Annotated in this window: 18 protein-coding genes and 1 pseudogene; 11 read left to right on the top strand and 8 right to left on the bottom strand. The window is 46.8% G+C overall.

The features are described 5' to 3' along the window. The first annotated feature begins 3 nt into the window (after positions 1 to 3). A complete protein-coding gene (locus EXIG_RS14090; protein WP_012371640.1) occupies positions 4 to 489 on the top strand; it encodes a hypothetical protein in 486 nt (161 codons plus the stop codon). Positions 490 to 741: 252 nt separating this feature from the next. Here the strand turns inward: EXIG_RS14090 and EXIG_RS14085 are convergent, their stop codons facing one another. The 4 genes from EXIG_RS14085 to EXIG_RS14070 form a co-directional block, all read right to left on the bottom strand. Further along, on the bottom strand, positions 742 to 1,749 hold the full coding sequence (locus tag EXIG_RS14085; protein WP_012371639.1) for a FecCD family ABC transporter permease: 1,008 nt from the start codon (positions 1,747 to 1,749) through the stop codon (positions 742 to 744). Continuing rightward, a complete protein-coding gene (locus EXIG_RS14080) occupies positions 1,746 to 2,753 on the bottom strand; it encodes a FecCD family ABC transporter permease (protein ID WP_041262054.1) in 1,008 nt (335 codons plus the stop codon). Before EXIG_RS14080 ends, EXIG_RS14085 begins: the two co-directional genes overlap by 4 nt. A gap of 63 nt (positions 2,754 to 2,816) precedes the next feature. Then, positions 2,817 to 3,728: an iron-hydroxamate ABC transporter substrate-binding protein gene (locus EXIG_RS14075; RefSeq protein ID WP_012371637.1), complete on the bottom strand. Its 912-nt coding sequence runs from the start codon at positions 3,726 to 3,728 to the stop codon at positions 2,817 to 2,819. A 4-nt stretch (positions 3,729 to 3,732) separates the two neighbouring features. Beyond that, complete coding sequence (locus EXIG_RS14070) at positions 3,733 to 4,524, bottom strand: ABC transporter ATP-binding protein (RefSeq protein ID WP_012371636.1); 792 nt, start codon at positions 4,522 to 4,524, stop codon at positions 3,733 to 3,735. A gap of 184 nt (positions 4,525 to 4,708) precedes the next feature. Between EXIG_RS14070 and EXIG_RS14065 the strand changes: the two genes are divergently transcribed. Next, positions 4,709 to 5,767: an NAD(P)/FAD-dependent oxidoreductase gene (locus EXIG_RS14065; protein ID WP_012371635.1), complete on the top strand. Its 1,059-nt coding sequence runs from the start codon at positions 4,709 to 4,711 to the stop codon at positions 5,765 to 5,767. A gap of 155 nt (positions 5,768 to 5,922) precedes the next feature. Then, positions 5,923 to 7,218, top strand: coding sequence for a cation:dicarboxylate symporter family transporter (locus EXIG_RS14060; RefSeq protein WP_012371634.1), 1,296 nt, complete (start codon positions 5,923 to 5,925; stop codon positions 7,216 to 7,218). 277 nt (positions 7,219 to 7,495) lie between these two features. Here EXIG_RS14060 and EXIG_RS14055 read toward each other — a convergent pair whose 3' ends face one another. Both EXIG_RS14055 and EXIG_RS14050 read right to left on the bottom strand, forming a co-directional pair. Then, complete coding sequence (locus EXIG_RS14055) at positions 7,496 to 7,729, bottom strand: DUF4305 domain-containing protein (RefSeq protein WP_012371633.1); 234 nt, start codon at positions 7,727 to 7,729, stop codon at positions 7,496 to 7,498. 21 nt (positions 7,730 to 7,750) lie between these two features. Further along, entirely contained in the window at positions 7,751 to 8,443 is a 693-nt protein-coding gene (locus tag EXIG_RS14050; RefSeq protein ID WP_012371632.1) for a CPBP family intramembrane glutamic endopeptidase, read from the bottom strand. Positions 8,444 to 8,663: 220 nt separating this feature from the next. Between EXIG_RS14050 and groES the strand changes: the two genes are divergently transcribed. From groES to EXIG_RS14035, 3 genes and pseudogenes are all read left to right on the top strand, one after another. Beyond that, positions 8,664 to 8,948 carry a co-chaperone GroES gene (groES, locus tag EXIG_RS14045; protein WP_012371631.1) on the top strand — a complete coding sequence of 95 codons (285 nt, stop codon included), beginning with the start codon at positions 8,664 to 8,666 and terminating at the stop codon, positions 8,946 to 8,948. A gap of 19 nt (positions 8,949 to 8,967) precedes the next feature. Next, positions 8,968 to 10,605 carry a chaperonin GroEL gene (gene groL, locus EXIG_RS14040; RefSeq protein ID WP_012371630.1) on the top strand — a complete coding sequence of 546 codons (1,638 nt, stop codon included), beginning with the start codon at positions 8,968 to 8,970 and terminating at the stop codon, positions 10,603 to 10,605. Between the two features lie 313 nt (positions 10,606 to 10,918). After that, positions 10,919 to 11,464: pseudogene (locus EXIG_RS14035) on the top strand (ATP-binding protein). Positions 11,465 to 11,823: 359 nt separating this feature from the next. On the opposite strand, the gene EXIG_RS14030 reads toward EXIG_RS14035, so the two are convergent. Further along, positions 11,824 to 12,423: a hypothetical protein gene (locus tag EXIG_RS14030; protein ID WP_012371629.1), complete on the bottom strand. Its 600-nt coding sequence runs from the start codon at positions 12,421 to 12,423 to the stop codon at positions 11,824 to 11,826. A 123-nt stretch (positions 12,424 to 12,546) separates the two neighbouring features. Here EXIG_RS14030 and EXIG_RS14025 point away from each other — a divergent pair, with 123 nt between their 5' ends. Beyond that, complete coding sequence (locus tag EXIG_RS14025; RefSeq protein WP_012371628.1) at positions 12,547 to 13,122, top strand: GNAT family N-acetyltransferase; 576 nt, start codon at positions 12,547 to 12,549, stop codon at positions 13,120 to 13,122. Then, the gene (locus EXIG_RS14020) at positions 13,109 to 14,050 is read left to right on the top strand and encodes a HEAT repeat domain-containing protein (protein WP_012371627.1); all 942 of its coding nucleotides are present in this window, start codon (positions 13,109 to 13,111) and stop codon (positions 14,048 to 14,050) included. The genes EXIG_RS14025 and EXIG_RS14020 overlap by 14 nt, the downstream gene beginning before the upstream one ends. Positions 14,051 to 14,119: 69 nt before the next feature. Here EXIG_RS14020 and EXIG_RS14015 read toward each other — a convergent pair whose 3' ends face one another. Continuing rightward, positions 14,120 to 15,919, bottom strand: coding sequence for an LTA synthase family protein (locus tag EXIG_RS14015; protein WP_012371626.1), 1,800 nt, complete (start codon positions 15,917 to 15,919; stop codon positions 14,120 to 14,122). 185 nt (positions 15,920 to 16,104) lie between these two features. Between EXIG_RS14015 and EXIG_RS14010 the strand changes: the two genes are divergently transcribed. From EXIG_RS14010 to EXIG_RS14000, 3 genes are all read left to right on the top strand, one after another. Then, positions 16,105 to 18,264 (top strand): hypothetical protein, encoded by a 2,160-nt coding sequence (locus EXIG_RS14010; protein ID WP_012371625.1) that lies wholly within the window; start codon positions 16,105 to 16,107, stop codon positions 18,262 to 18,264. A gap of 216 nt (positions 18,265 to 18,480) precedes the next feature. Beyond that, entirely contained in the window at positions 18,481 to 19,572 is a 1,092-nt protein-coding gene (tnpB, locus tag EXIG_RS14005) for an IS200/IS605 family element RNA-guided endonuclease TnpB (RefSeq protein WP_041262052.1), read from the top strand. A 248-nt stretch (positions 19,573 to 19,820) separates the two neighbouring features. Then, positions 19,821 to 21,854 (top strand): acyltransferase family protein, encoded by a 2,034-nt coding sequence (locus EXIG_RS14000; RefSeq protein ID WP_012371623.1) that lies wholly within the window; start codon positions 19,821 to 19,823, stop codon positions 21,852 to 21,854. Positions 21,855 to 21,966: the final 112 nt, after the last annotated feature.

Raw genomic sequence — 21,966 nt, 5'->3', positions numbered from 1 at the left:
GTTATGGAAGAGAGTACACAGCAACGAACACTTGATTATTTGCGCTTCACGAAACGTGCCCGGCGTGTTCAAACGGTATTTTTTCTACTCGTCTTGGTCGTCTTTTTGTTTCTGGCAGATGATCTAAACTTCGCCGAAACCTCAATGCATTACTTTTTACTGCTTCCTGTCCTCGGCTACCAATGGACGGTCCGCTTGTTGAAGTACCGTTATTTCACGAAACGATTTGACCGGATGGAAGTCTGGGATCATCTCGGGTTGCCGTACATCGTCATTACGATTACGGAGCTTCTACTTGTCGTGGCGTCCCAGTTCTTGATTCCGTATGTGTCGCGACCAACGCTGATTGGACCGATTCTGGTCTTTTTACTATCTGTCTTGTCACTCGACCGTCTCGTCGATTCCCGGATCAAACGACTCGATCCGACGCATTTATCAGAACGCGAGCTGATTCTCGCGGAAAGAGAAGCGCGGCGGGTAAAATATTGAATGATCTAATAAAACGATACGTAAAACACAATAGCAGCGAGGGGAAGTTGAAATCCCTCTCGCTGCTATTGTGTTTTTAAAGAAATGATTTGATTCACGAGACTCCTGCAAGAGAAAGCGCAAGGTAACTTGCGCTGTCAGAGACAAACAAGACCCGCTTTCCTGCTCAAATGGGCAGGAAAACTGGCTTGTGTCTCGCCTGAGGAAAGCGAGTGAAACCAAAAATCATTTCTTATTGGTTGATCAGTGTTCTTACTTTTTCAGAAGGAGATAGATAAAGTACGGAGCGCCGATCAGCGCAACGACGATTCCGGCAGGCACGCCGTCCGGACCGGCAATGTTGCGTCCAATCGTATCCGCCAAGACAAGCAGCCAACCGCCGATCAATAAAGCAATCGGCAGGAACCATTGATGGCGGGGACCGACGAGCGCCCGTGCGATGTGCGGCGCCATCAAACCGATGAAGGAAATCCCGCCGGTGACAGAGACGGCGGATGCCGCGAGTGCGACAGCCGTCAGCAACAGCTGAATCCGTTCCTTTTCAATCGATACGCCGACGCCGATCGCAACCGGTTCGTTTAAGGCGAGCAGATTGAGCTTATTCGCTTTATAGAGCGTAAACGGAATCAGGACGATCAACCAAGGCAGTAAAGCATAGACGAACGTCCAGTCCGTTCCCCAAATGTTACCGGCGAGCCATTTGGCGATGAAGTCGACCTTTTCGCGTTTCGTCGATGAAATTAGAATGACCATGATGCCGGACAACGCCATTGAGAAGCCGACACCGGTCAAAATCAACCGGATTGGTTGCAAGCCGCGATTCCGGTCATACGACAGCGCATAAATGGCCACGGCCGTCACTAAAGCACCTAAGAATGCAGCAACCGGCAATCCGTAGATGAATGAGCCGACATCTACCGGAAAGTAGAGGAAGAAAATCGCAACCGCGACCCCGGCTCCCGTATTGATGCCGATGATTCCGGGGTCGGCCAGTTCATTTCGGGTGATGCCCTGCAAAATCGAACCGGACAAGGCGAGTGCCATTCCGGCAAGTAACGTGATGATAATCCGCGGCAGACGGAGCGAGAACAGGACAAAGTCTTCTTTAAAGGAGCCCTGACCAAACAGTGTCGGTAACAGACGGTCGTAGGAGACGGACGCCGGACCAAGACCGATGCTGACAACAATCGTGCCGAGCAGTAACAGACTTAATAATAAAAAGATCAAGCGTTGACGACGGCGTAAACGGGTTTCCATCATGAGAATGCGTGGCCTCCTTTACGGACAATCAATAAGAAGAACGGCAGTCCGAGCATCGAGACGATGGCAATGACCGGTGTCTCGTACGGTGCGAACAGCGTCCGGCCGATCGTATCGGCGAGCAGCATGAACGTCGCTCCGAAGACAGCCGTCATCGGCAGAATAAACCGGTAATCGGTGCCGACGATGGCGCGGACGATATGCGGAATCATCAGACCGATGAAGGCCATGTTGCCGACCAACGCGACGGCGGCCCCGGCCAGGAGAATGATAACTACGTAAAGGACGGCTTTAATCCGGATGATATTCTGACCAAGACCAAGAGCCACTTCTTCCGACAGACTGAGAATCGTCAACTGGCGTGAGAAAATCAGGGCAATGACGGTTCCGATCAGGATGACCGGCGTGATGGCCTGCAACTGTCCCCACGTCGTCCCGACGAGACCGCCTGACGTCCACTGCGAAACATCCTGGGCAATCTTAAAGTAAATCCCGATACCTTCCGCGATCGCATACAGGAAAGCGGAAATCGCAGATCCGGCGAGAACGATCCGGAGCGGGGAGAAGCCGCCTTTTCGGGAAGCACCGATCGCGAAGACAAGTGCCGCACCAAGAGCTGCCCCGAGGAAACAAGCAAGCATGATGCCGTAGTAGTTAATGCCGGGCAGGAGAACGATGGCTAAGGCGAGTGCCGCGTTGGCACCGGCCGTCAAACCGAGCAGGCCGGGGTCAGCGAGCGGATTACGGGTCATTGCCTGCATGATTGCTCCTGAGATGCCGAGGGCGGCACCGACGAGAATCGCTGCCAGTTCACGCGGCAGACGGATTTCCTGAATGATTTTTGCTTTATCGTTAAGCGGACCGAACGTCAAGGCGTTCCAGACTTCACGGACGGTCGTATCGGCCGCACCAAAGGTCATCGACAGCCAGAACATGATGACGAACAAAATCAGTCCGAATGAAATTTTTAAGCCAAAAGGCAGTCGAGCGGATGACACGGGTATCGCCTCCAGTTGGTATGAATCCAAAAAAGGAGGGAGCGATGAGGCTCCCTCCTTTAGTATACGTTATGCGCCAAGAAAACTTTTCTTGAAGAACTCCAGTTGACGTTCCAACGTGAGTGGATCGTTGAAGTAGAATTCTTTTGAATCAACTTCAAAGACATGGTTGTTTTTGACGGCAGGGATGTTTTTATACGTGTCTGTTTCTGTGAATGAATTATCGGCTTCCGCTGTTTTGCTGAAGATCAGGTAGTCGCCTGCATACTCCGGTAAGACTTCAGGTGATAACGCGTAGTAGCCGTCTTTTAATGCCATCTCGGTGACTTTTTTCGGCATTTTCAGCTTCATCTCTTGGTAGAGAATTTCTGTGCCGCGGCCCCAGTTGTCGCCGAAGACGTAGAGTTGTTTGTCGAAGCTTTCGATGACGGAAACGGTTTTGTCTTCCCCGATCTTGGCTTTAATTTCTTTTCCGGCATCCGCAGCGCGTGTTTTAAAGTCTTTGACCCAGTCGCGTGCTTCCTGCTCTTTGTTGAGCAATTTTCCGATTTCGATGTGTTGCGTCAAGTAGTCGACTTTTCCGTATGTGTATGTGACGGTCGGTGCGATTTTTTTGAATTTATCGATGTTTTTCGTCGTGTTGTAGCCGATGATGAGATCCGGCTCGAGTTCGATGACTTTCTCAACGTTCTCTTCGGAGACTTCTTTGACGTTTTTCAAATCAAACTTCGGATTTGATTTAGACCATGAGTCGACGCCGACGAGCGGGACGTCAAGCGCCATGACATTTCCGGCAAAACCGGCGAGGACGACAACACGTTTCGGATTCGCCGGTACTTCGACGTCTCCCGTTTCGGATTTATAGGTAATCGTTTCTTTTTTGGTATCGGCCGACGAGGTGTCTTCCTTTTTATCCGTGTTGCCGCAGGCGGCAATGACAAGCGTTAACAATAAAAGAACCGGTAATAACAGTTTTTTCATGACTTCAATCTCCCTTAATTAAGTTGTAGGTGACGCACATCGGTTTGTTCGTGCGCGGATCACGACCGATTTCGGCATCGATATGGAATACATCTTTCAGGACGTCTTTTGAGATGACTTCCTCACACGTTCCGGCTTTAACGACTTCACCGTCTTTCATGGCGATGATGTAGTCAGCGAAACGCGCCGCTTGATTCAAATCGTGTAACACCATCACGATAGTCCGGCCTTGCGTCCGGTTAAGCTGTTCGAGCAGCTCGAGGACTTCGAGCTGGTGGGCGAGATCAAGATAGGTGGTCGGTTCGTCGAGAAAAATGATGTCCGTTTCCTGGGCGAGGGCCATCGCGATCCAGACCCGTTGCCGTTGACCGCCGGATAAAGCGTCGACCGGACGATGTTTGAATGCCATCGTGTCGGTTGCTTCGAGTGCCCAGTCGATGATTTCGTAATCATGTTTCGTCAGACGTCCGAATCCTTTCTGATAGGGAAAGCGACCGTATGAGACAAGCTCTGCGACCGTCAGACCACTTGCGCTTTCCGGTGTCTGTGGCAGGATAGCCATTTTCCGGGCAAGCAGTTTTGTACTTTCCTTCGCGATATCGAGACCATCGAGTAACGCACGCCCCGATTGATGGGGGATGATCCGGGTCATCGCCTTCAGTAACGTTGATTTTCCGCAACCGTTCGCCCCGATGATCGTCGTGATTTGCCGATCGGGAATCTGAACCGTCAAGTCTTTGACGATGGTACGATCTCCGTAACCGATGCTGATTTCTTCTGTTGCTAGACGTACCATATGCACAGACTCCTTTTCGTTTAAAACTGTTTTCATTGATAATGATTATCACTATCGTCAAACTAACCATACCAGTTCCATAAAAACGCTGTCAACATTTTTTCTTGTCTTCAAGACATGTTCACGTTATCATTGGGAATGAGAATGATAATCAGTCGTATCGAATCGTGAGGGAGTGAGCGAGATGGAACAGCAGGAATTGTTCGATGTAACGGTAATTGGTGGAGGCCCGGCCGGGTTATACTCTACTTTCTATAGTGGGCTACGCGGAATGAAGACGAAATTGATCGAATATCAGGCAGAACTGGGTGGAAAGATTCACGTCTATCCGGAGAAGATGATTTGGGACGTTGGGGGTCAGCCGCCCATTACCGGTGCAAAGCTGATGGAACAGCTGGTCGAACAAGGATTGACGTTCAATCCGACCGTTCATTTAAACGAAAAAATCATTTCCATCACGAAGGATGTTTTTGGCAACTTCGTGCTCGAAGCAGAATCTGGGATGATTCACTATTCGAAAACAGTCATCGTTGCCGTTGGCGGCGGAATCCTCAATCCGCAGAAGCTGAAAATCGAGGGCGCTGAACGGTATGAAGTGTCGAACTTGAACTACACCGTCAAATCGATTGAACGCTTTAAGGATAAGACGGTCATCATTTCCGGCGGCGGGAACTCGGCCATCGACTGGGCGAATGAACTGGAACCTGTCGCGAAAAAAGTTTACGTCACGTACCGGAAAGACTGCTTCACAGGGCATGAAGCCCAGGTCGAACAGCTTGTCAACAGCTCCGCCGTTTGTCTGTTAAACACGACGATCCATAAGCTGATTGCGAGCGACGATCACCACCGGATTGCCTCGGTCGAACTGATCGATTGCACGACGAACGAGACGGTGGCTCTTGAAATTGATGAAGTCATCATCAACCACGGTTATGAGCAGGATGCCGAGCTGCTGGCGAACTGTGATCTCGATTTACAACAGGTTGATGATTTTTATATTGCTGGAACAGCATCAAGTGAATCGAGTGTACCTGGTCTCTACGCGGCAGGGGATATCCTGTCGCACGAAGGAAAAGTCCATCTCATCTCCGGTGCTTTTCAGGATGCGGCAAACGCCGTCAACCGGGCGAAGAAATATATTGAACCGGAGGCACCAAAAGTCGCGATGGTGTCGTCCCATAATGAAGTCTTTAAAAAACGAAACCGGGAATTGATTCAGGAAATGGTCAATCAAAACCGTTGAAAATAACGAAATAGTAAAGAGACGGCTTCTGTTTTTTAAACGGAAGCTGTCTCTTTGTTTGTATTGTACTATAACAGAACGGTTTGACAACGGTCTGTATTTAGGACAAAATGCTCTTATGTGTTTTTAAATGTGTGAAATTAAGGAGGAAAATTATGGCAGTAACGAAACGTAAGCCACTTGGTTTGGCTTGGCAGATTTTAATCGGATTGATTCTCGGGATTACCGTCGGTGGTATCTTTTACGGGAATCCACATGTCGCGGAGTGGCTGAAGCCAATCGGTGATATTTTTATCCGGATGATGAAAATGATCGTCGTCCCAATTGTCTTTACAACCATCGTTCTCGGTGTCTCGTCAGTCGGAAGTCCAAAAAGTCTCGGACGCCTTGGCGCAAAGACGCTTGGTTACTTTACGATCGTCACGATGATTGCGATCTTTACCGGGTTATTCGCAGCAAACCTTGTTGAGCCGGGAGCCGGTATCAATATGGCGACGCTCCAAAAGACAGACATCTCAACGTACGTCGCAACGGAAGAAACAACGAAAGATCAAGGTCTTGTCGAGAAAATCGTCAGCATCGTACCGACGAACATCTTGGACGCGATGGTGCGTGGCGATATGCTGGCCATCATCTTCTTCTCCGTTCTGTTCGGACTCGGTGTCGGATTCGCGGGTGAAAAGGGCTTACCGGTCGTCCGCTTCTTCGAAGGGGTCGCAGCAGCGATGTTCAACCTGGTTAACATCGTCATGAAGTTCGCCCCAATCGGTGTCTTCGCCCTGATTGGTGTTACCGTCTCGACGTTCGGAATCGAATCACTCGGATCGCTCTTTAAATTGATTGGAACATTGTATGTCACGGCGCTTCTGTTCATGGTCATCGTCTTCGGATCGATCATGAAATGGGTCGGGGTCCGTGTCTCGGATTTCGTCCGTGTCTTCAAAGATGAATTACTTCTGACGTATTCGACGGCATCGTCGGAAACGGTGTTACCGCGTGTCATGGAAAAACTCGAAAAAATGGGTGTTCCAAAGTCAATCGTCAGTTTCGTCGTTCCGACGGGTTACTCGTTTAACCTCGATGGATCAGCACTTTACCAAGCGATGGCTGCGTTATTCATCGCTCAGATGTACAACATTGATTTATCGATCGGGACACAGTTGACGCTTGTCTTTGTCTTGATGTTGACATCAAAAGGGATGGCTGCTGTACCGGGCGTCTCGTTCGTTGTTTTACTCGCGACACTTGGAACGGTCGGAATTCCGCCAGAAGGTCTTGCCTTCATCGCCGGGATTGACCGGATTATGGATATGATGCGTTCTGTCGTCAACGTAACAGGAAACACGCTTGCTTCACTCGTCATCGCGAAATGGGAAGGTGTCCTTGACTCCGACCAGCTCGACGAGTTCATGTCGACGGAAGGTAAGCAGGATAAAGTGAAAAGTGCATAATAGGTACGACAGCAGACCAGATGAATCGTCATCTGGTCTTTTTTGCTGTTCGCCGGATGCTGTATCGTGTTTGTCACGCCCGCTTTTCTCGGACGGAACGCAAGCCGCGGTCATCTGTTCGATGACCGGGTCTCGCCTGTTCCTGACGGAAGCGATGCTTCCTTTTCCCGTAGAAGTCGGGCGAAACACACGATACCTTCCTTTTGTCGCATCGTTACATCGTTTGATAGGATTAGAAAAAATGAGATCACCGATTCCTCGGCGATCTCATTTTGCATTATTTCTTGTCGTCCTTCTTTTCCTGTTCTTTTTTGATCATCTTCTTGGCTGCCATGCGGAAGCGGAAGATGAGGTACAGACGGTAAAAGTCGACGGCTGCGAACAGCGTCAAGAGGATCGTCCAGAAGTTAAAGACGGTTCCTGCCTCGATTGAGTTGCTATACGCGAGGTACATGAACAGAATACCGAAGATGGCATAAAACAATGCCATGAAATTTGAACCTTGTCGCATGAAAACACTACCTTTCGTTGATTAAGTCGTTGCGTAGAGGGCAAGCACGACGATGCCGTTATTAAAAACGTGAATGGCGATCGGTGCGATGATGCGGCGGGTCTTGACGAAGACGAGCGAGAAAACGAAGCTCATCGCGACGTAAATCAAAAATTTATTATCTCCGTGAATCAAACCGAAGATGACACCGCTGAGGACGAAACTGAAGATGAAGTTCAGTTTGGTCGACAAATTTCCGAACATGATATGGCGGAATAAAAACTCCTCCATGATCGGACCAAGCAGGACGACCATGACCTGAAGAATCGGAATGACCTGGATGGCTTTTATGATTCCATCCGTGTTCTGTGATCTCGCAATGTTCTCGATACCACCGGACAGCCAAGCATCCACTAGATTGACGCTGATCAGCGAGACATACAGTAAGACAATTCCGATCCCGATCCACTTTAACGTATCCATCGTATCGGTCTGATTACCTTCAGCTTTCCACTTTTGCCAGTCGGGACGCAGACAATAGAAGGAAACGATCACGGCGACAGTAAAACCAATCGCGAGCCACCAACCGACTACACCTGAAATTTGATCTTTTGGTATGAAATATTTGAACGAGCCTGGGACAAGTTGCACGATTAAATAAATCACGATCGGAATGACGTGACGTATTTGCCACTTCTCAGCCATGTTAAACGGCAGATTGACGGAATTTTTCATTGTTCGGGACACAACTCCTTTGTAATGAAGGTACTGTCCCGATTGTAACAAACAAACCGACCGGGCGCACGAATGGTGATGGTTCAAAGATGGCGATTTCGGGAAAACGCATAAGGGTTCGGGCTTGAATTCTAACTGAAAACCGTTTAAGATAAAAATATGTTAGCACTCCAATTAAGTGAGTGCTAAAAAACAGTCATGTTCAAGGAGGATGTTTCGCATGTTAAAACCACTTGGTGATCGCATCGTGATCGAAGTCGTTAAAAAAGAAGAAACAACACTCGGAGGAATCGTTCTTCCTGGGTCAGCGAAAGAAAAGCCGCAAGAGGGTAAAGTCGTCGCTGTCGGTACAGGCCGTGTGACGGAACAAGGTGTCCGTGTACCACTTGAAGTGAATGTCGGGGACCACGTCATCTATGCGCAATACGCAGGGTCAGAAGTCAAAGTCGATGGCAACGAATACTTAATCTTACGCGAAAGCGATATTTTAGCAGTAGCAAACTAATCAAAGGGGGATTTCAGTCATGGCAAAAGATATCTTATTCAGTGAAGAAGCACGCCGGGCGATGCTTCGCGGAGTAGACGCATTGGCGGACGCAGTCAAAGTGACGATCGGACCAAAAGGACGTAACGTCGTTCTCGAACGGAAATTCGGTTCACCACTCATCACGAATGACGGTGTGACGATTGCAAAAGAAATCGAACTCGAAGATCACTTCGAAAACATGGGCGCGAAGCTCGTCGCAGAAGTGGCATCAAAAACGAACGAAATCGCAGGGGATGGTACGACAACAGCGACAGTCCTCGCACAAGCGATGATTCGTGAAGGACTTAAAAACGTCACAGCGGGCGCAAACCCGATGGTCATCCGTAAAGGGATCGAAAAAGCAGTTCGTCGTGCAGTCGAAGAACTCCACGCCATCGCAAAACCAATCGAAGGCAAAGAAGCGATCGCGCAAGTAGCGGCGATTTCAGCAGCTGACGAAGAAGTCGGTCAATTGATCGCGGAAGCAATGGAACGTGTCGGTCAGGACGGCGTCATCACAATCGAAGAATCACGCGGCTTCACGACGGAACTCGATGTCGTTGAAGGAATGCAGTTCGACCGTGGATACGCATCACCGTACATGATTACGGATTCCGATAAGATGGAAGCGGTTCTTGAGAACCCGTACATCCTGATCACGGACAAAAAGATTTCGAACATTCAGGAAATCCTGCCGGTACTTGAGCAGGTCGTTCAACAAAACAAACCGCTCTTGATCATCGCAGAAGATGTCGAAGGCGAAGCACTTGCGACACTCGTCGTCAACAAACTCCGTGGAACGTTCAACGCGGTTGCGGTTAAAGCACCTGGTTTCGGAGACCGTCGGAAAGCGATGCTCGAAGACATCTCGATCGTGACCGGCGCAGAACTGATCACAGAAGAATTGGGTCTTGATCTCAAAGAAACACAAATCACACAACTCGGCCGTGCGTCGAAAGTCGTCGTCTCAAAAGACAATACGACAATCGTCGAAGGAAACGGACACAGTGATTCAATCACAGCGCGTGTCGGAGCCATCCGTTCACAAATCGAAGAAACGACAAGTGACTTCGATCGTGAAAAACTCCAAGAGCGTCTTGCGAAACTCGCAGGCGGCGTAGCTGTCGTCAAAGTCGGCGCGGCAACGGAAACGGAACTGAAAGAACGGAAGCTCCGAATTGAAGATGCGCTCAACGCGACACGCGCAGCCGTCGAAGAAGGAATCGTTGCCGGTGGGGGAACAGCCTTCATTCACGTCACGAAAGCCGTTGAATCGATTTTGGCTGTCACAACTGGCGACGAAGCGACAGGTGTCAACATCGTCCTTCGTGCCCTCGAAGCACCGCTCCGTCAAATCGCGGAAAACGCCGGTCAAGAAGGTTCAGTCATCGTCGAGCGTCTCAAACATGAAGCGCAAGGCATGGGTTACAACGCGGCAACGGACGAGTATGTCGACATGATCGAAACAGGAATCGTCGATCCGGCAAAAGTCACGCGTTCAGCCCTTCAAAACGCAGCGTCTGTATCAGCGATGTTCCTGACGACAGAAGCCGTCATCGCCGACAAACCGGAACCAGCCGGTGCACCTGCAATGCCTGATATGGGCGGCATGGGTGGAATGGGCGGAATGATGTAATCTAGCTATAAAATGGCGCTGATTAGTATAGGTTTGTAGTTGTACTGTATTAGGAAACGCCATTTTATAATTAACTTTCGGGGAGACCCTTTGTAAGTTCTTTGAACTTATAGAGGGTCTTCTTTTTTACTCTGTTAGTACAAAACTTCTTTCGCAGTTTATCTTATGCATGATAATTTCTATTGAGTATGAAAGAATATTTTTTGAATTCTTTAAAAAGAATAGTAAATATTTTTCAGAAAATGCAATTGTAAATCAGGAAAACTATATAATTAAAATCTAATAAACGGCAACGCTTTAAGGGGGATGAAGAATGAAGAATAGGATTCATATAATGGGTGCTTCGGGATCCGGAACATCCACACTGGGCAAAGCTTTAGCAGAAGTTCTTCCACATAATTCTTTAGATACAGATGATTATTTTTAGATATCTAAGTTTACTAAACAACGTTCCATACCTGACAGAATAGAAATGCTGAAAAATGACTTGTCGTGTTCCAAACAATGGGTTTTATCTGGAGCAGTTGTAAAGTGGGGAGAATGCTTAGAGTCTTATTTTGATCTCGTTATTTTCTTATGGGTTCCACCAAAAATAAGACTTGAAAGACTACAGCAACGGGAAATAAATCGGTATGGGGAAAAAGTATTACCCGGTGGTAGCAAATATGAACAATCACAAGCCTTTTTGGAATGGGCTGCTCTATATGACAATGCTGGTGTGGAAGTTAGAAGTAAAGTTTTGCACGAAAAGTGGATGGCTGGATTATCTTGTCCGATATTGAGAATTGAAGGAGATTATTCAATTGAAGAATGTTTGTCGATGGTTAAAGCATACTTGAGTGAGGATCATTCGAATTAATTTTGTAATTCATAAGAAATCTTTAATATTTTTACGTGAAGTATTATTTTAAAGATTACATAGTGTAGTGTGATTGAAACGGAGAAACTAAAGAAATCGTGATTCAGTTATTAAAAGATCAGTTTATAGCTATCTTTAACGTAGTCCACGAATCTTTTCCGATTATTAGAAAGTTCTCCCTGTCTCATTGACAGTATTTGATCTTACACAGAAACGTTATACGAAAATTCATTGGAGAGTCGTCTTCCGTATGAAATTCTGAGGCTGGATTTTTAAAAGGATTCCCGAATCAAATGCTTGAGTTAAGTTCGAGAATCCTATTTTTGTTCTCTATTAATTACTGTGTTCGAGATTAAGATTTAACTTAAAGTAGTAAAATAAAAATCTTTTTGTACTTCATTATTGTTCTTTCCTGTATGGCTTGTAATGAAGTTAGATAACTCTTCAATATTTGATGTAGAAATTAAGTTCTTGAAATGATCAATAATGAAATCATAATCTTCAAAGTAAATACTTTTATAACTAGGATTATTAAAAATTAATAAGTATTCTTCATAGTCTCTAGATTTCATCTTATCAATAACTTGGATGAGAATTTCGTTCCAATTTTTCGATCTTTTAGAGTGTACAACATTTTTTACTTTAGATTCATTTTGACTCTCATTATTAATTTGCTGAATATATTGCTCGATTTCAAGTTTTGCGCTTATAAGTTCTTTGCGCTTCATGATATTTAATCGTGGCAGAATTTCTTTCTTATATCGATTATGTTGGTTTTTTCGATGATGCATTTTTATTTTATTTTTTTCTTTATTGTTAGTATGTAGTTTATTTATTTCTTGTATGGCAGAAGGAGCAAGTGCTGCTACACTTCCCCAATTCTCCTTGAGAAATTTTGCTGTTGGAGGAGCTGTTTTTTTCAACAAGTCTAAGACTGGTTTTGCTGGTATTTTCGCCATTTCAATTCTCTCCATTCTTTTTTTATCTTATCATTATTATGACATATTTTAATGGTGCTCAATCTTTTGAAATCATAGATTCTTAAAAATGAAATTTCATTCTAAAACGAGAAGGTGAAAATTATGAGAAGAAATAATGAAATCAAAATTAATTCTTTAAAGAAATACTCGATAAAGTTTGTTAACGATGCAAACGATCCATTTTCAATCATCGGAAAGATTCGCCCAAGTTTTTCGAACGGCGTCTGGTCCTACGAAGAAGAGTTATATGATACTCCCTCTGAAATCCGTTTTCCGGATGACAAACTGGATTGGTCTGCTTATATCGACAGCAATGAAAAAATCGTCTTGTTGGCCTTCTATGAAGACGCGTGCATTGGACAGATCCGCCTCGTTAAAGACTGGAACCGGTTTACCTATATTGAAAACATCGCCGTCAAAAAGGAGTTCCGGAAAAGCGGTGTCGGTCACTTGCTGCTTGAAGCAGCTGAAACCTGGGCGAAGGAACAGTCGTTGATCGGCTTATCGCTTGAAGCGCAAAATGATAACTTGATTGCCTGCCGTTTTTACGTCAAAGAAGGATTTGTCCTTGGTGGCGTGGATACGCTGAAACAGTCGTCTAATCCTCATATTGATCTGACACTATACTGGTACAAAATTTTTCCCGAAACTGAAGGATCTGCCGATGAACAAGGATGAATTAATCGCATTAGCGGAACAGATGTCGATCGATGAATATGTGTACGATGAAGAACTTGGTCACTACACGAGTGAAGGGTCGCCGTCTGACTTGGCATATGAAACAGCACGTCGCTTTCAGAATGTTCAAATGCTTCCTGTGTTAATGGACCTGCTTGAACAGACTAAGCGACTAGAAATGAAACAGCATTTCTACTTTATGCTGGGGACGATTGGGATGAACACAGGTGACGTCCGTGTTGCTGATTTATTGTTAGAACGGCTGGCGCAAGAGACGAAGCCAACACTGATTACCAGTATCCTTGATGAACTGGAGAAACAGGAACGGGTAGACGATGTGACGGATATCATCAAGTATATCGAGGATTCACGTTCGGCTGTTCGTAATTCGGCGATTGATGCACTCGGCTCCTGTCGGGGGGCTTTAGCAGAAGAGGCGTTAATTCGATTTATTACGACCTCGACCGATTCGTTTGAGATCATGAGTGCGAATTTTGTGTTGGCAACCATCGGGACGAATCGGGTGATTCCGCATCTGTTACCGCTCCTCGATCATCCGACAGGTGATGTCCGGCACTCGGTACTCCATGCGCTAAGTGAACTCGGAGACGACTCGTTCCTGCCACTGTTTATAAAAGGTTTGGAGGATCGGTCGGTCGACGTCAAAGCGTATGCCTTGCTCGGAATTGTGAAACACGGAGATGCATCCGCCATTCAGCCGGTCATTAAACGAGTGAAAACGATGCTCAAGCGAAAGCGACAGATTCAAAGTAACGAGATCCTGACCGCATTCCGTTTTTTGAATCGTTATCGACAATTGGACAAGACGATCCCGGAGTTATTTTACTGGATCATCACGAAAAGATGGGATGTCCTGTTTGACGACGAGCAGCAGTGGTTGCAGGAGCATCTCGAAGGTAACAGGTGATTGGCATAATCGAGATGCATCAACAATCAAAAAAAGACGAAACCGGATTAAAGTCCGGCTTCGTCTTTTTTACTTCAACCCGTTCTTTTCAATGATCGCGTCCGACAGACGCAAATCGTTTCGGACCTGTTTCGTCTGCGGTCGGCACATGTCGCGCGCGACCGCTTCTTTTGTCGAGACGTCATAACACGTGCCGTTGCCCGCTTTCCCGGTCAGCTTCGCTTGGTAATAGTAACTTTTATAGCGGAATGAACCGTCGCGGAAAGCGGTCAGATTCGGTTCGTCATCGAGTAACGAGTGTCCTGCCATATACGGGGCATCGAGATTGAGTAAATCGACGATCGTCGGGGCAATATCGATTTGCCCGCCGTTTTCTTGAATCGTTTCACCCGTGTCCTGATTCGGTTTTTTGATGAACAGCGGGACTTGGCGATCGAGTTCAAAGGCATCGACGGCATTGTTGATCCGCGCTTTTTGCTGCATCTCCCCGTCTTTGTTCGTCAGACCGCTGTCATGGTCACCGTAAAAGATGACGAGTGTGTCATCCCACATGTCTTTTTTCTTCAATTCCTTGACCATCTGTCCGACGGCCCCGTCGACATAACGGATCGTTTGATAATACCGTTTCAGCATCGGATCCTTGTAACTCGACAAATCCAGTTGCTGTTCGTCCTTTGGAATTTCATATGGCGTGTGACTCGTCAAAGCGACGAGGAAGGAAAAGTACGGTTCTTTTAACGTTTCCATGTGTTCAATCGATTTTTGGAAAAATTGTTTATCATTTAATGCCATACCGATTTTCTTTTGTTTCGGATAATCATCCTGGCTGAAAAAATGTTTGAAGCCGATATTTTGATAGACTTGATCGCGGTTCCAAAAGCCTTTTTCATAGGCATGCATGGCAGCCGTGTCATACCCGTTCGTACGCAACAGATCCGGCAGCGCGTCAAACTCGTTATCCGGGAACCGGGTGTAGACGGAACCGGATTTCAACGGATAAAGCGACGTGTTCGTAATGAATTCGGCGTCCGAAGTCCGTCCTTCGTGTGTCTGGTGATAAAACGACGGGAAATACAGCGATTCTTTTTTCAATTTGTTTAAGTTCGGCGTCAATGTCTGACCGTTGATCTGTTGATCGATGACGGAAGCCTGGAACGATTCGAGCTGGACGAGAATGATATTCGGTTTTTTCGTGGCCCCACCTGTATCGGAAGTCGTATTTTTATCGACTTGCTGTTGTTGTGCGTTCGTCAAATCGTCTGTTGGACCAACTGCACTTTGAATTCCCCGAAACAGATCGACTCCATGGTAACCCCAAAAACCGAGCTGGTAATAGTCGCGCATATCGGAAACGGACCGGCTGAGCCGCTGGTCTTCTTTGACGACGCTGTAGGTGACTGGCGCAGCAAACAGGACGATACCGGTCAGGAACGTAAGACCGGCCATCTTTTGCCGTTTGCTTTTCGTGACGGCAAACGTCTTTTTACGTGTAAAGAAGAGAATCCCTAAGAAAATCAAACTGTCCGCAAACAACAGGAAGTCGGACGGCAGGATCAGGGCGGCGAAGCCGCTGCTGACATCGCCCATTTGCAACATCTGCGACATCAACGAGACTGATAGGAAATCGTTAAAATAGCGGTAATACCACATGTCCGATATCAGTAACAGGCTGTGGGCGAGCAGCAGACCAAGCCAGATCCAGCGGCGTTTGCGCCATTCAATCAACAAGGTCCAGCTCGACAGCAACAACATGCCCCCAAGGTTCATCAAAAAGAGGGAGGTCGGAAAAGCCGTATCGGTATAAAAGCTGAACAGTACGAATTTTAACGTGCCTAACAATAAGTAGAGGGCGTAACCAAATACGATCATAATATTCTCCTAACGTTCGTCATTGTCGTGAAATAGTCTATACCCTCAACTAAATGAGAACGAACGTTTGAATCGGTTAGGATGTGTTTGTCATTGACCTGATATATTAAAAAACATCTGAATAGACAGAAAAAATGGAATAAAATAGAATTAATCACTGGATTTTGAAAGGATGTTCTACATACATGAACTGGAAACATTGGATAGGAAGTGTCGCACTGGTCTGCGGAACCTGGTTGACGCTGACGACATTAACTGAAGCGGCACCGTATGACATAAAAAAGAATGATCAAACAATCATCGGTTTTTATGATTTGGAAACGAAGCAAACGATACCGTACCCGAGCGATGTGTCACCGTATGCGTTTTTGCGGGCAAAGTCTGCGGATCAGACATTGTTCTTATTCCAGGACGATTATTTTGACGAAAGCTTCCAGCCATACTATTTGATGAACGCCAAAACCGGTACATCGGAAGAAGTGAAGCTTCCGGCCAACCTGGAATACTTACGAGTTCTTGATCAAAATCACTTTGTGGCGCGCGGAATCTCGGATGCGTTTCATGTGGTAGAGCGGCAGGGAAACGAATTCGTCATCAGCGATACACTAAGGGATGGACGCATTCCGTCCGTTCAGTGGATCAGTCCGAATCGTTTCTCCCTCATCCGTGATGGAATTGCCGACTGGTACGATGTGAAGACAGACGGGACGTTTGAAAAAGTCCAGACCGTCGAAGTCAACAGCTTTTCTCCATTGACTGGCGACTGGATTCTTGATGTCAGCAAAACAGCGGTGATTCGGAATGTGGAAACGAATCAGACGTATGGCTTGCCGAATAAACGGACCGACCACTTCGTTCGTGGCGCCTATGAGACGGCAGACGGTTTGTACCTGCAGCTGACAGAAGATGATGAGACGAAAGACGATAACCGTTCGTCTTCCTTATATTATCTAGATAAGCAAACGGGACAACTCAAGACACTGGTCGACTATTCCGACGGTCTGGCACAGGAAGTCCTGACGGATGGACGTGCCGTTTACCGGGTGAACGGTCAAACAACGCTGCTCGACTTTAAAGAGTATTTACGTCAACCGGTTGCGATTGACGATCGGACGAAAGCGGATACGGCATTTCTTGAGAAGACAGTATTGACGCCGGATGTCCAACTGATGCGAATTGACGGAACAACGGAGCCGCTTGCGCTTCGAGATGTTACATTTACGGGAGACATAGACCAGGAAAACGGTGTCCGGATTCCGACAAGCCAAAAGCGGATTTATAATACGGTCTATACCGTCGCTTATACGGCGGAAACAGGTGTCGTACTGAAAGACACGACACGTTATCAACACAAACGCTATTTGACGGCGACGCTCGATCAACTGAAGGAAGTCAAAGAAGGGGTTTATACGTACCGGTTTGATCTTGGGCAGGCTGATGTACCGGTCAATGTTTTCCGTAAGGACGGAACACGTCTCAACAGTGCAGTATCGGACGATAAGGGGATGCTGACCATCGGACTCGGCACGACCGGATTGCTCGGGCAGCCAATTTCGTTTGAAATCGGTGCTGAAAATACGTTCGATCAGAAAAAAACGGTACAACGGACGATTGCCGGATACGAAGCACCGCGTGTGACCCAGTCGACGAATACGAATTTCAAAACCTTTACGTACCGGTTGGAGAGTAAAAATGACGGCGGAACGTATACCGTCTATCATGGAAAGGAAAAAATCACAGCCGTTCCGGCAACAAAGAAGACGGAAGTGACGATTCCGTATACAGATCAACTGGCCGAGTACCGGATTGTCCGTTCCGGCAGTTACGTCTCGAAATCACTGGCGTTAAAAGACAGCGTGATGTTGTACAGTACGTTAAACAACCCGTTAAATGACGAACAGACGACAATTGACGGTGTACTCGATGCGGATGCTTCTTACGGAAAACTCTACATTGACGGTAAGTACACGGCATACATCGATCGGAAGAAAACGCGGATCTTCGCCATCCCGACGAAACCGTTAAAAGCCGGTCAGATCGTTAAGCTCGTGGCGCGGAAAGGAATGCAACTGCAGGTATCCGAGCAACGGGTCGTCGCAGCCGGTAATCCGACGCTGAAGTCTTATACGACGACACTAAGTCCGACAAGTACAGCCTGGAAAGTCAAAGCGACAAAAGGAAAAACGATTGTCGTGACGATCAACCAGAAGCGGTATACAAAAATCGCGACCGGTAAAACACAGACGATGACGTTCCCGAAACAAAAACGCGGCACACGGGTGACGGTTCATGCGGAATCAATCAAATTACGCAAGAGTAAAATCTTTACGCTGATTGTTAAATAAGCCGGATATAATACGACTCTTCCACTCTGGAGGAGTCGTATTTGTTATGGGAAAAAATAAATTGTAAAATTTAACTAAATTTAGCGAGAATTCTCCCGCCTCTAAGCGTCTCAGCGCGAAGCCCAGCATAGGTGGGAGATGAATCGCCCTGTTTTTCAAGACTGAGATTGTTTGATAAAATCAGTGTAACGAATCAAAAGGAAAGGTGTGATTGCGTTGCTGAAGGCGTACAAGTTTCGACTCTATCCGACGAAACCCCAACAAGAATATTTCGTGAAGACGTTCGGTTGTGTCCGTTTCGTCTACAATAAGATGCTCGAAGAGCGGATCCGATTGTATGAAGATTCGAAACTGAACCCTAATGCGAAACAGAAGCTCCCGACACCCGCAAAGTATAAGCCCGAATTCCCTTTCCTCAAAGAAGTCGACAGCCTGTCTCTGTCGAACGCTCAGATGGATTTGAACAAAGCGTATAACAACTTTTTTCGAGATCCGTCTGTTGGATTTCCGAAGTTCAAATCGAAGCACAACGCCCGTGCCTCTTACACAACAAATAATCTGAAGGGTAGCATACGAATCGAAGATCGTAAGGTGAAGCTTCCTAAAATCGGTTTCGTAAAGTTGAAGCAACATCGTCCGTTCGATGGTGTGATCAAGTCCGCGACGGTCTCGATGACGAAGACCTCAAGATTCTTCATCTCCATTCTTGTCGATCAATCCGAAGAGCAATGGGTTCCCGCTAAGAATAAAGTAGGAATTGACCTTGGTCTGGAACACTTCGCCATCATGACAAACGACGAGTGGACTTCTGAGAAAGTTGCAAATCCTCGTTTCCTTCGAAAGTCTGAAGAGAAGATTAAGAGAGCACAACGTGCCTTGTCCCGCAAAAAAAAGGGGAGTAAGAATCGAGACAAGGCGAGGATCATCCTCGCCAAGAAGCATGAAAAGATTGTAAATCAACGTCAAGGTTTTCTTCATAAGCTGTCGAAACGGATGGTTGACGATAACCAAGTCATCGTCGTCGAGACACTGAAGTCGAAGAACATGATGAAGAACCATACGATCGCCAAATCGATCGGAGACGTCAGTTGGTATGAGTTCGTTCGGCAGTTGGCATATAAATGCATATTCTACGGACGAACACTGATTAAAGCGGACCAATGGTACGCCTCAACGCAAATCTGTTCTTCTTGTGGAACGAAAGGCGAGAAGAAGACGTTGGATATGCGAGAGTGGACATGCACTTGCGGTGCGCATCATGATCGAGATATCAACGCAAGTATCAACTTGTTGCTGTTAGCAGACTGAAACCCCTTGAGGGTGGGAACCACCCGATGAGCTTGATCAATAACCGTAGCTCGTAAAAGTACGGTCTTCCCAAGAAACTCCCACTTCAATTTGCGAAGCAAATAAGTGGTGAGCAGTTCACTTTCTAAATGTTGTGGATTTTATGAGTATTTTACTTTAGGATGGATTGGTGCGTGTTTAACGATGAAGGGAAAAATTTCAATTCAATTTTTTCTGCATGAGAAAAAAAGTATAGGAGCTAATACAAAATGAATCAACTGAATCAAAAAGAAGCACCGCCTCAAAAACTCATTAACACCAAAAGTCAGTTCCGGCCTGAAATCGAGGGGTTGCGCGTTGTCGCCGCCTTGCTCGTCGCGGTCTATCATATCTGGTTCAATCGTGTCTCAGGTGGCGTCGATGTGTTCTTCGTCATCTCCGGATTCCTGATCACGACATCGATTATCTCGACTATCAACCGGACGGGTGAATTCCGCTTTTTGCAGTATGTCACGAAACTGATTAAACGATTGTTGCCGTCGGTCCTGTTCATTTTAGCCGTCGTTCTCGTTCTCAGTTCGTTTTTACTGCCGCAATCGATTTTAGAAAAGACGATTCGTGAAGTCGTCGCCTCGATGTTCTTTTATCAAAACTGGCAACTCGCCATCTCAAGTACGGATTATCTGGATGCAAGCCAAATGAAATCACCGGTCGAACACTTCTGGGCACTGTCGATTCAAGGGCAGTTCTATATGATCTGGTTCGTCCTGTTCTCATTCATCTTGTGGATGGTCAAGAAGTACACGATTCAAAATGCAAAACCGATGATTAACACGATTTTAGGTGTATTGTTCGTGACGTCGTTAAGTTATTCAATCTATTTAACGGAAGTCAATCAGCCCTGGGCGTATTTCATCACGATGACGCGTGTTTGGGAGTTTGCCTTGGGCAGTCTGCTTTGCATTAACCTGTCTTCGATCCATATTCCGAAATGGATGGCAACCTTGATGGGCTGGCTCGGACTGATTGGTCTGGTCCTGACCGGTATTCTTTTTAACGTCTCGCAAATGTTCCCGGGCTATATTGCCTTGTGGCCGATGACGTGCGCGCTGTTTATCGTCCTGTCCGGAACACGCGACACGACGTTCGGCATTAAACGTTTTCTTGGATCAAAGCCGATGGTCAGACTCGGAGGAATCGCCTTCGGAATTTATCTCTGGCACTGGGTTCTGCTCGAATTTTATCGTTACAACGTCCAGCAGACACCGGGCTTCCTCATGGGAACGGCCATCATCCTGTCAGCGATTCTGTTGTCATACCTGATGACGGAATTCATTGAAAAACCAATCCGCAGTGCGAAAGTTGACCGGTCCGCTTTCAAGAAGCTCGGGATCATGATGAGCATCAATGTTCTGTTGATCGGGTCACTCTTCGGACTGAAGTATTTCGAAGAACAGAAATTGAAGAACGGCGTCAGCGCAAGCGATTACCCGGGCGCAATGGCGGTCAAGAATCCGGCGGACACACCGGAGCACGATCCGTTCCCGTCCTATGCCAACGTCTTTGATGACTTGCCGCTCGTCCATGTCGACGGTACCAACCAGGTACTGAGTAAGAGTGACGTCAAAGTCGGCGAATACGGTGAGACAAAAGACTATATCGCGACGATTGCCCTTGTTGGCAGCTCGCACTCGGAGCAATGGTTCGGAGCGATTCATGAAGCCGCAAAAGGTGAAAAATACCGTATCTTGAACATCACCCGTTCCGGGACACGTTTCTCGACCGGTTATGACGATAATGTCTTAAAAGGCATCTGGAATCAAAACGTCCTCGACTATTTGAAGGATGCTGATGTCGATCTGATCATCTCGCACGTCACGGCGGCGGATGCGACGAAAGATAAGATTCACCAGCAGATGGTTGATCAAATGCAGTACGTCAAGGATGAGTACGGCATCGATGGTCTCGCACTCCGAGACAACCCGCGTTACAGCTTCAATGTCCTTGAGTCGCTTGAAACGTCGAGCATCAAAGAAACAACGAAGAAAATGAACGCCGAAGTTAACCAACGCGATGAAGCGTACTGGAAAAACTTCGAACAAACGAATAAGTCGCTCTACAAACTCGACTTGACGGGTTACTTCCGTGTCGACGGCGAATTCCGTCCCGTAATCGGGAACGTCGTCATCTATCGTGACGTCAGTCATATGACGAACTCGTATGCGGAAAGCTTCGGACCAGTCTTCAAGCAGAAACTGAATGAAGTCGTGACGGATATTCTGAAGAAAAAACAATCGGATTAATCATCAATCAAGCTCTTCCCCTATTTCAGGCGGAAGAGTTTTTTTGCCGGTGAAAACAGGTCTTTGGAATAATTTAGGGAATACAACAGAGATCGTACAAAGGGGGAACTAG

The sequence above is a fragment of the Exiguobacterium artemiae 255-15 genome, from assembly GCF_000019905.1.
In the GTDB taxonomy this organism is placed as follows: domain Bacteria; phylum Bacillota; class Bacilli; order Exiguobacteriales; family Exiguobacteriaceae; genus Exiguobacterium_A; species Exiguobacterium_A artemiae.
The sequence above is the reverse complement of the archived record's forward strand: the minus strand, read 5'-3'. Positions and strand labels throughout refer to the sequence as shown.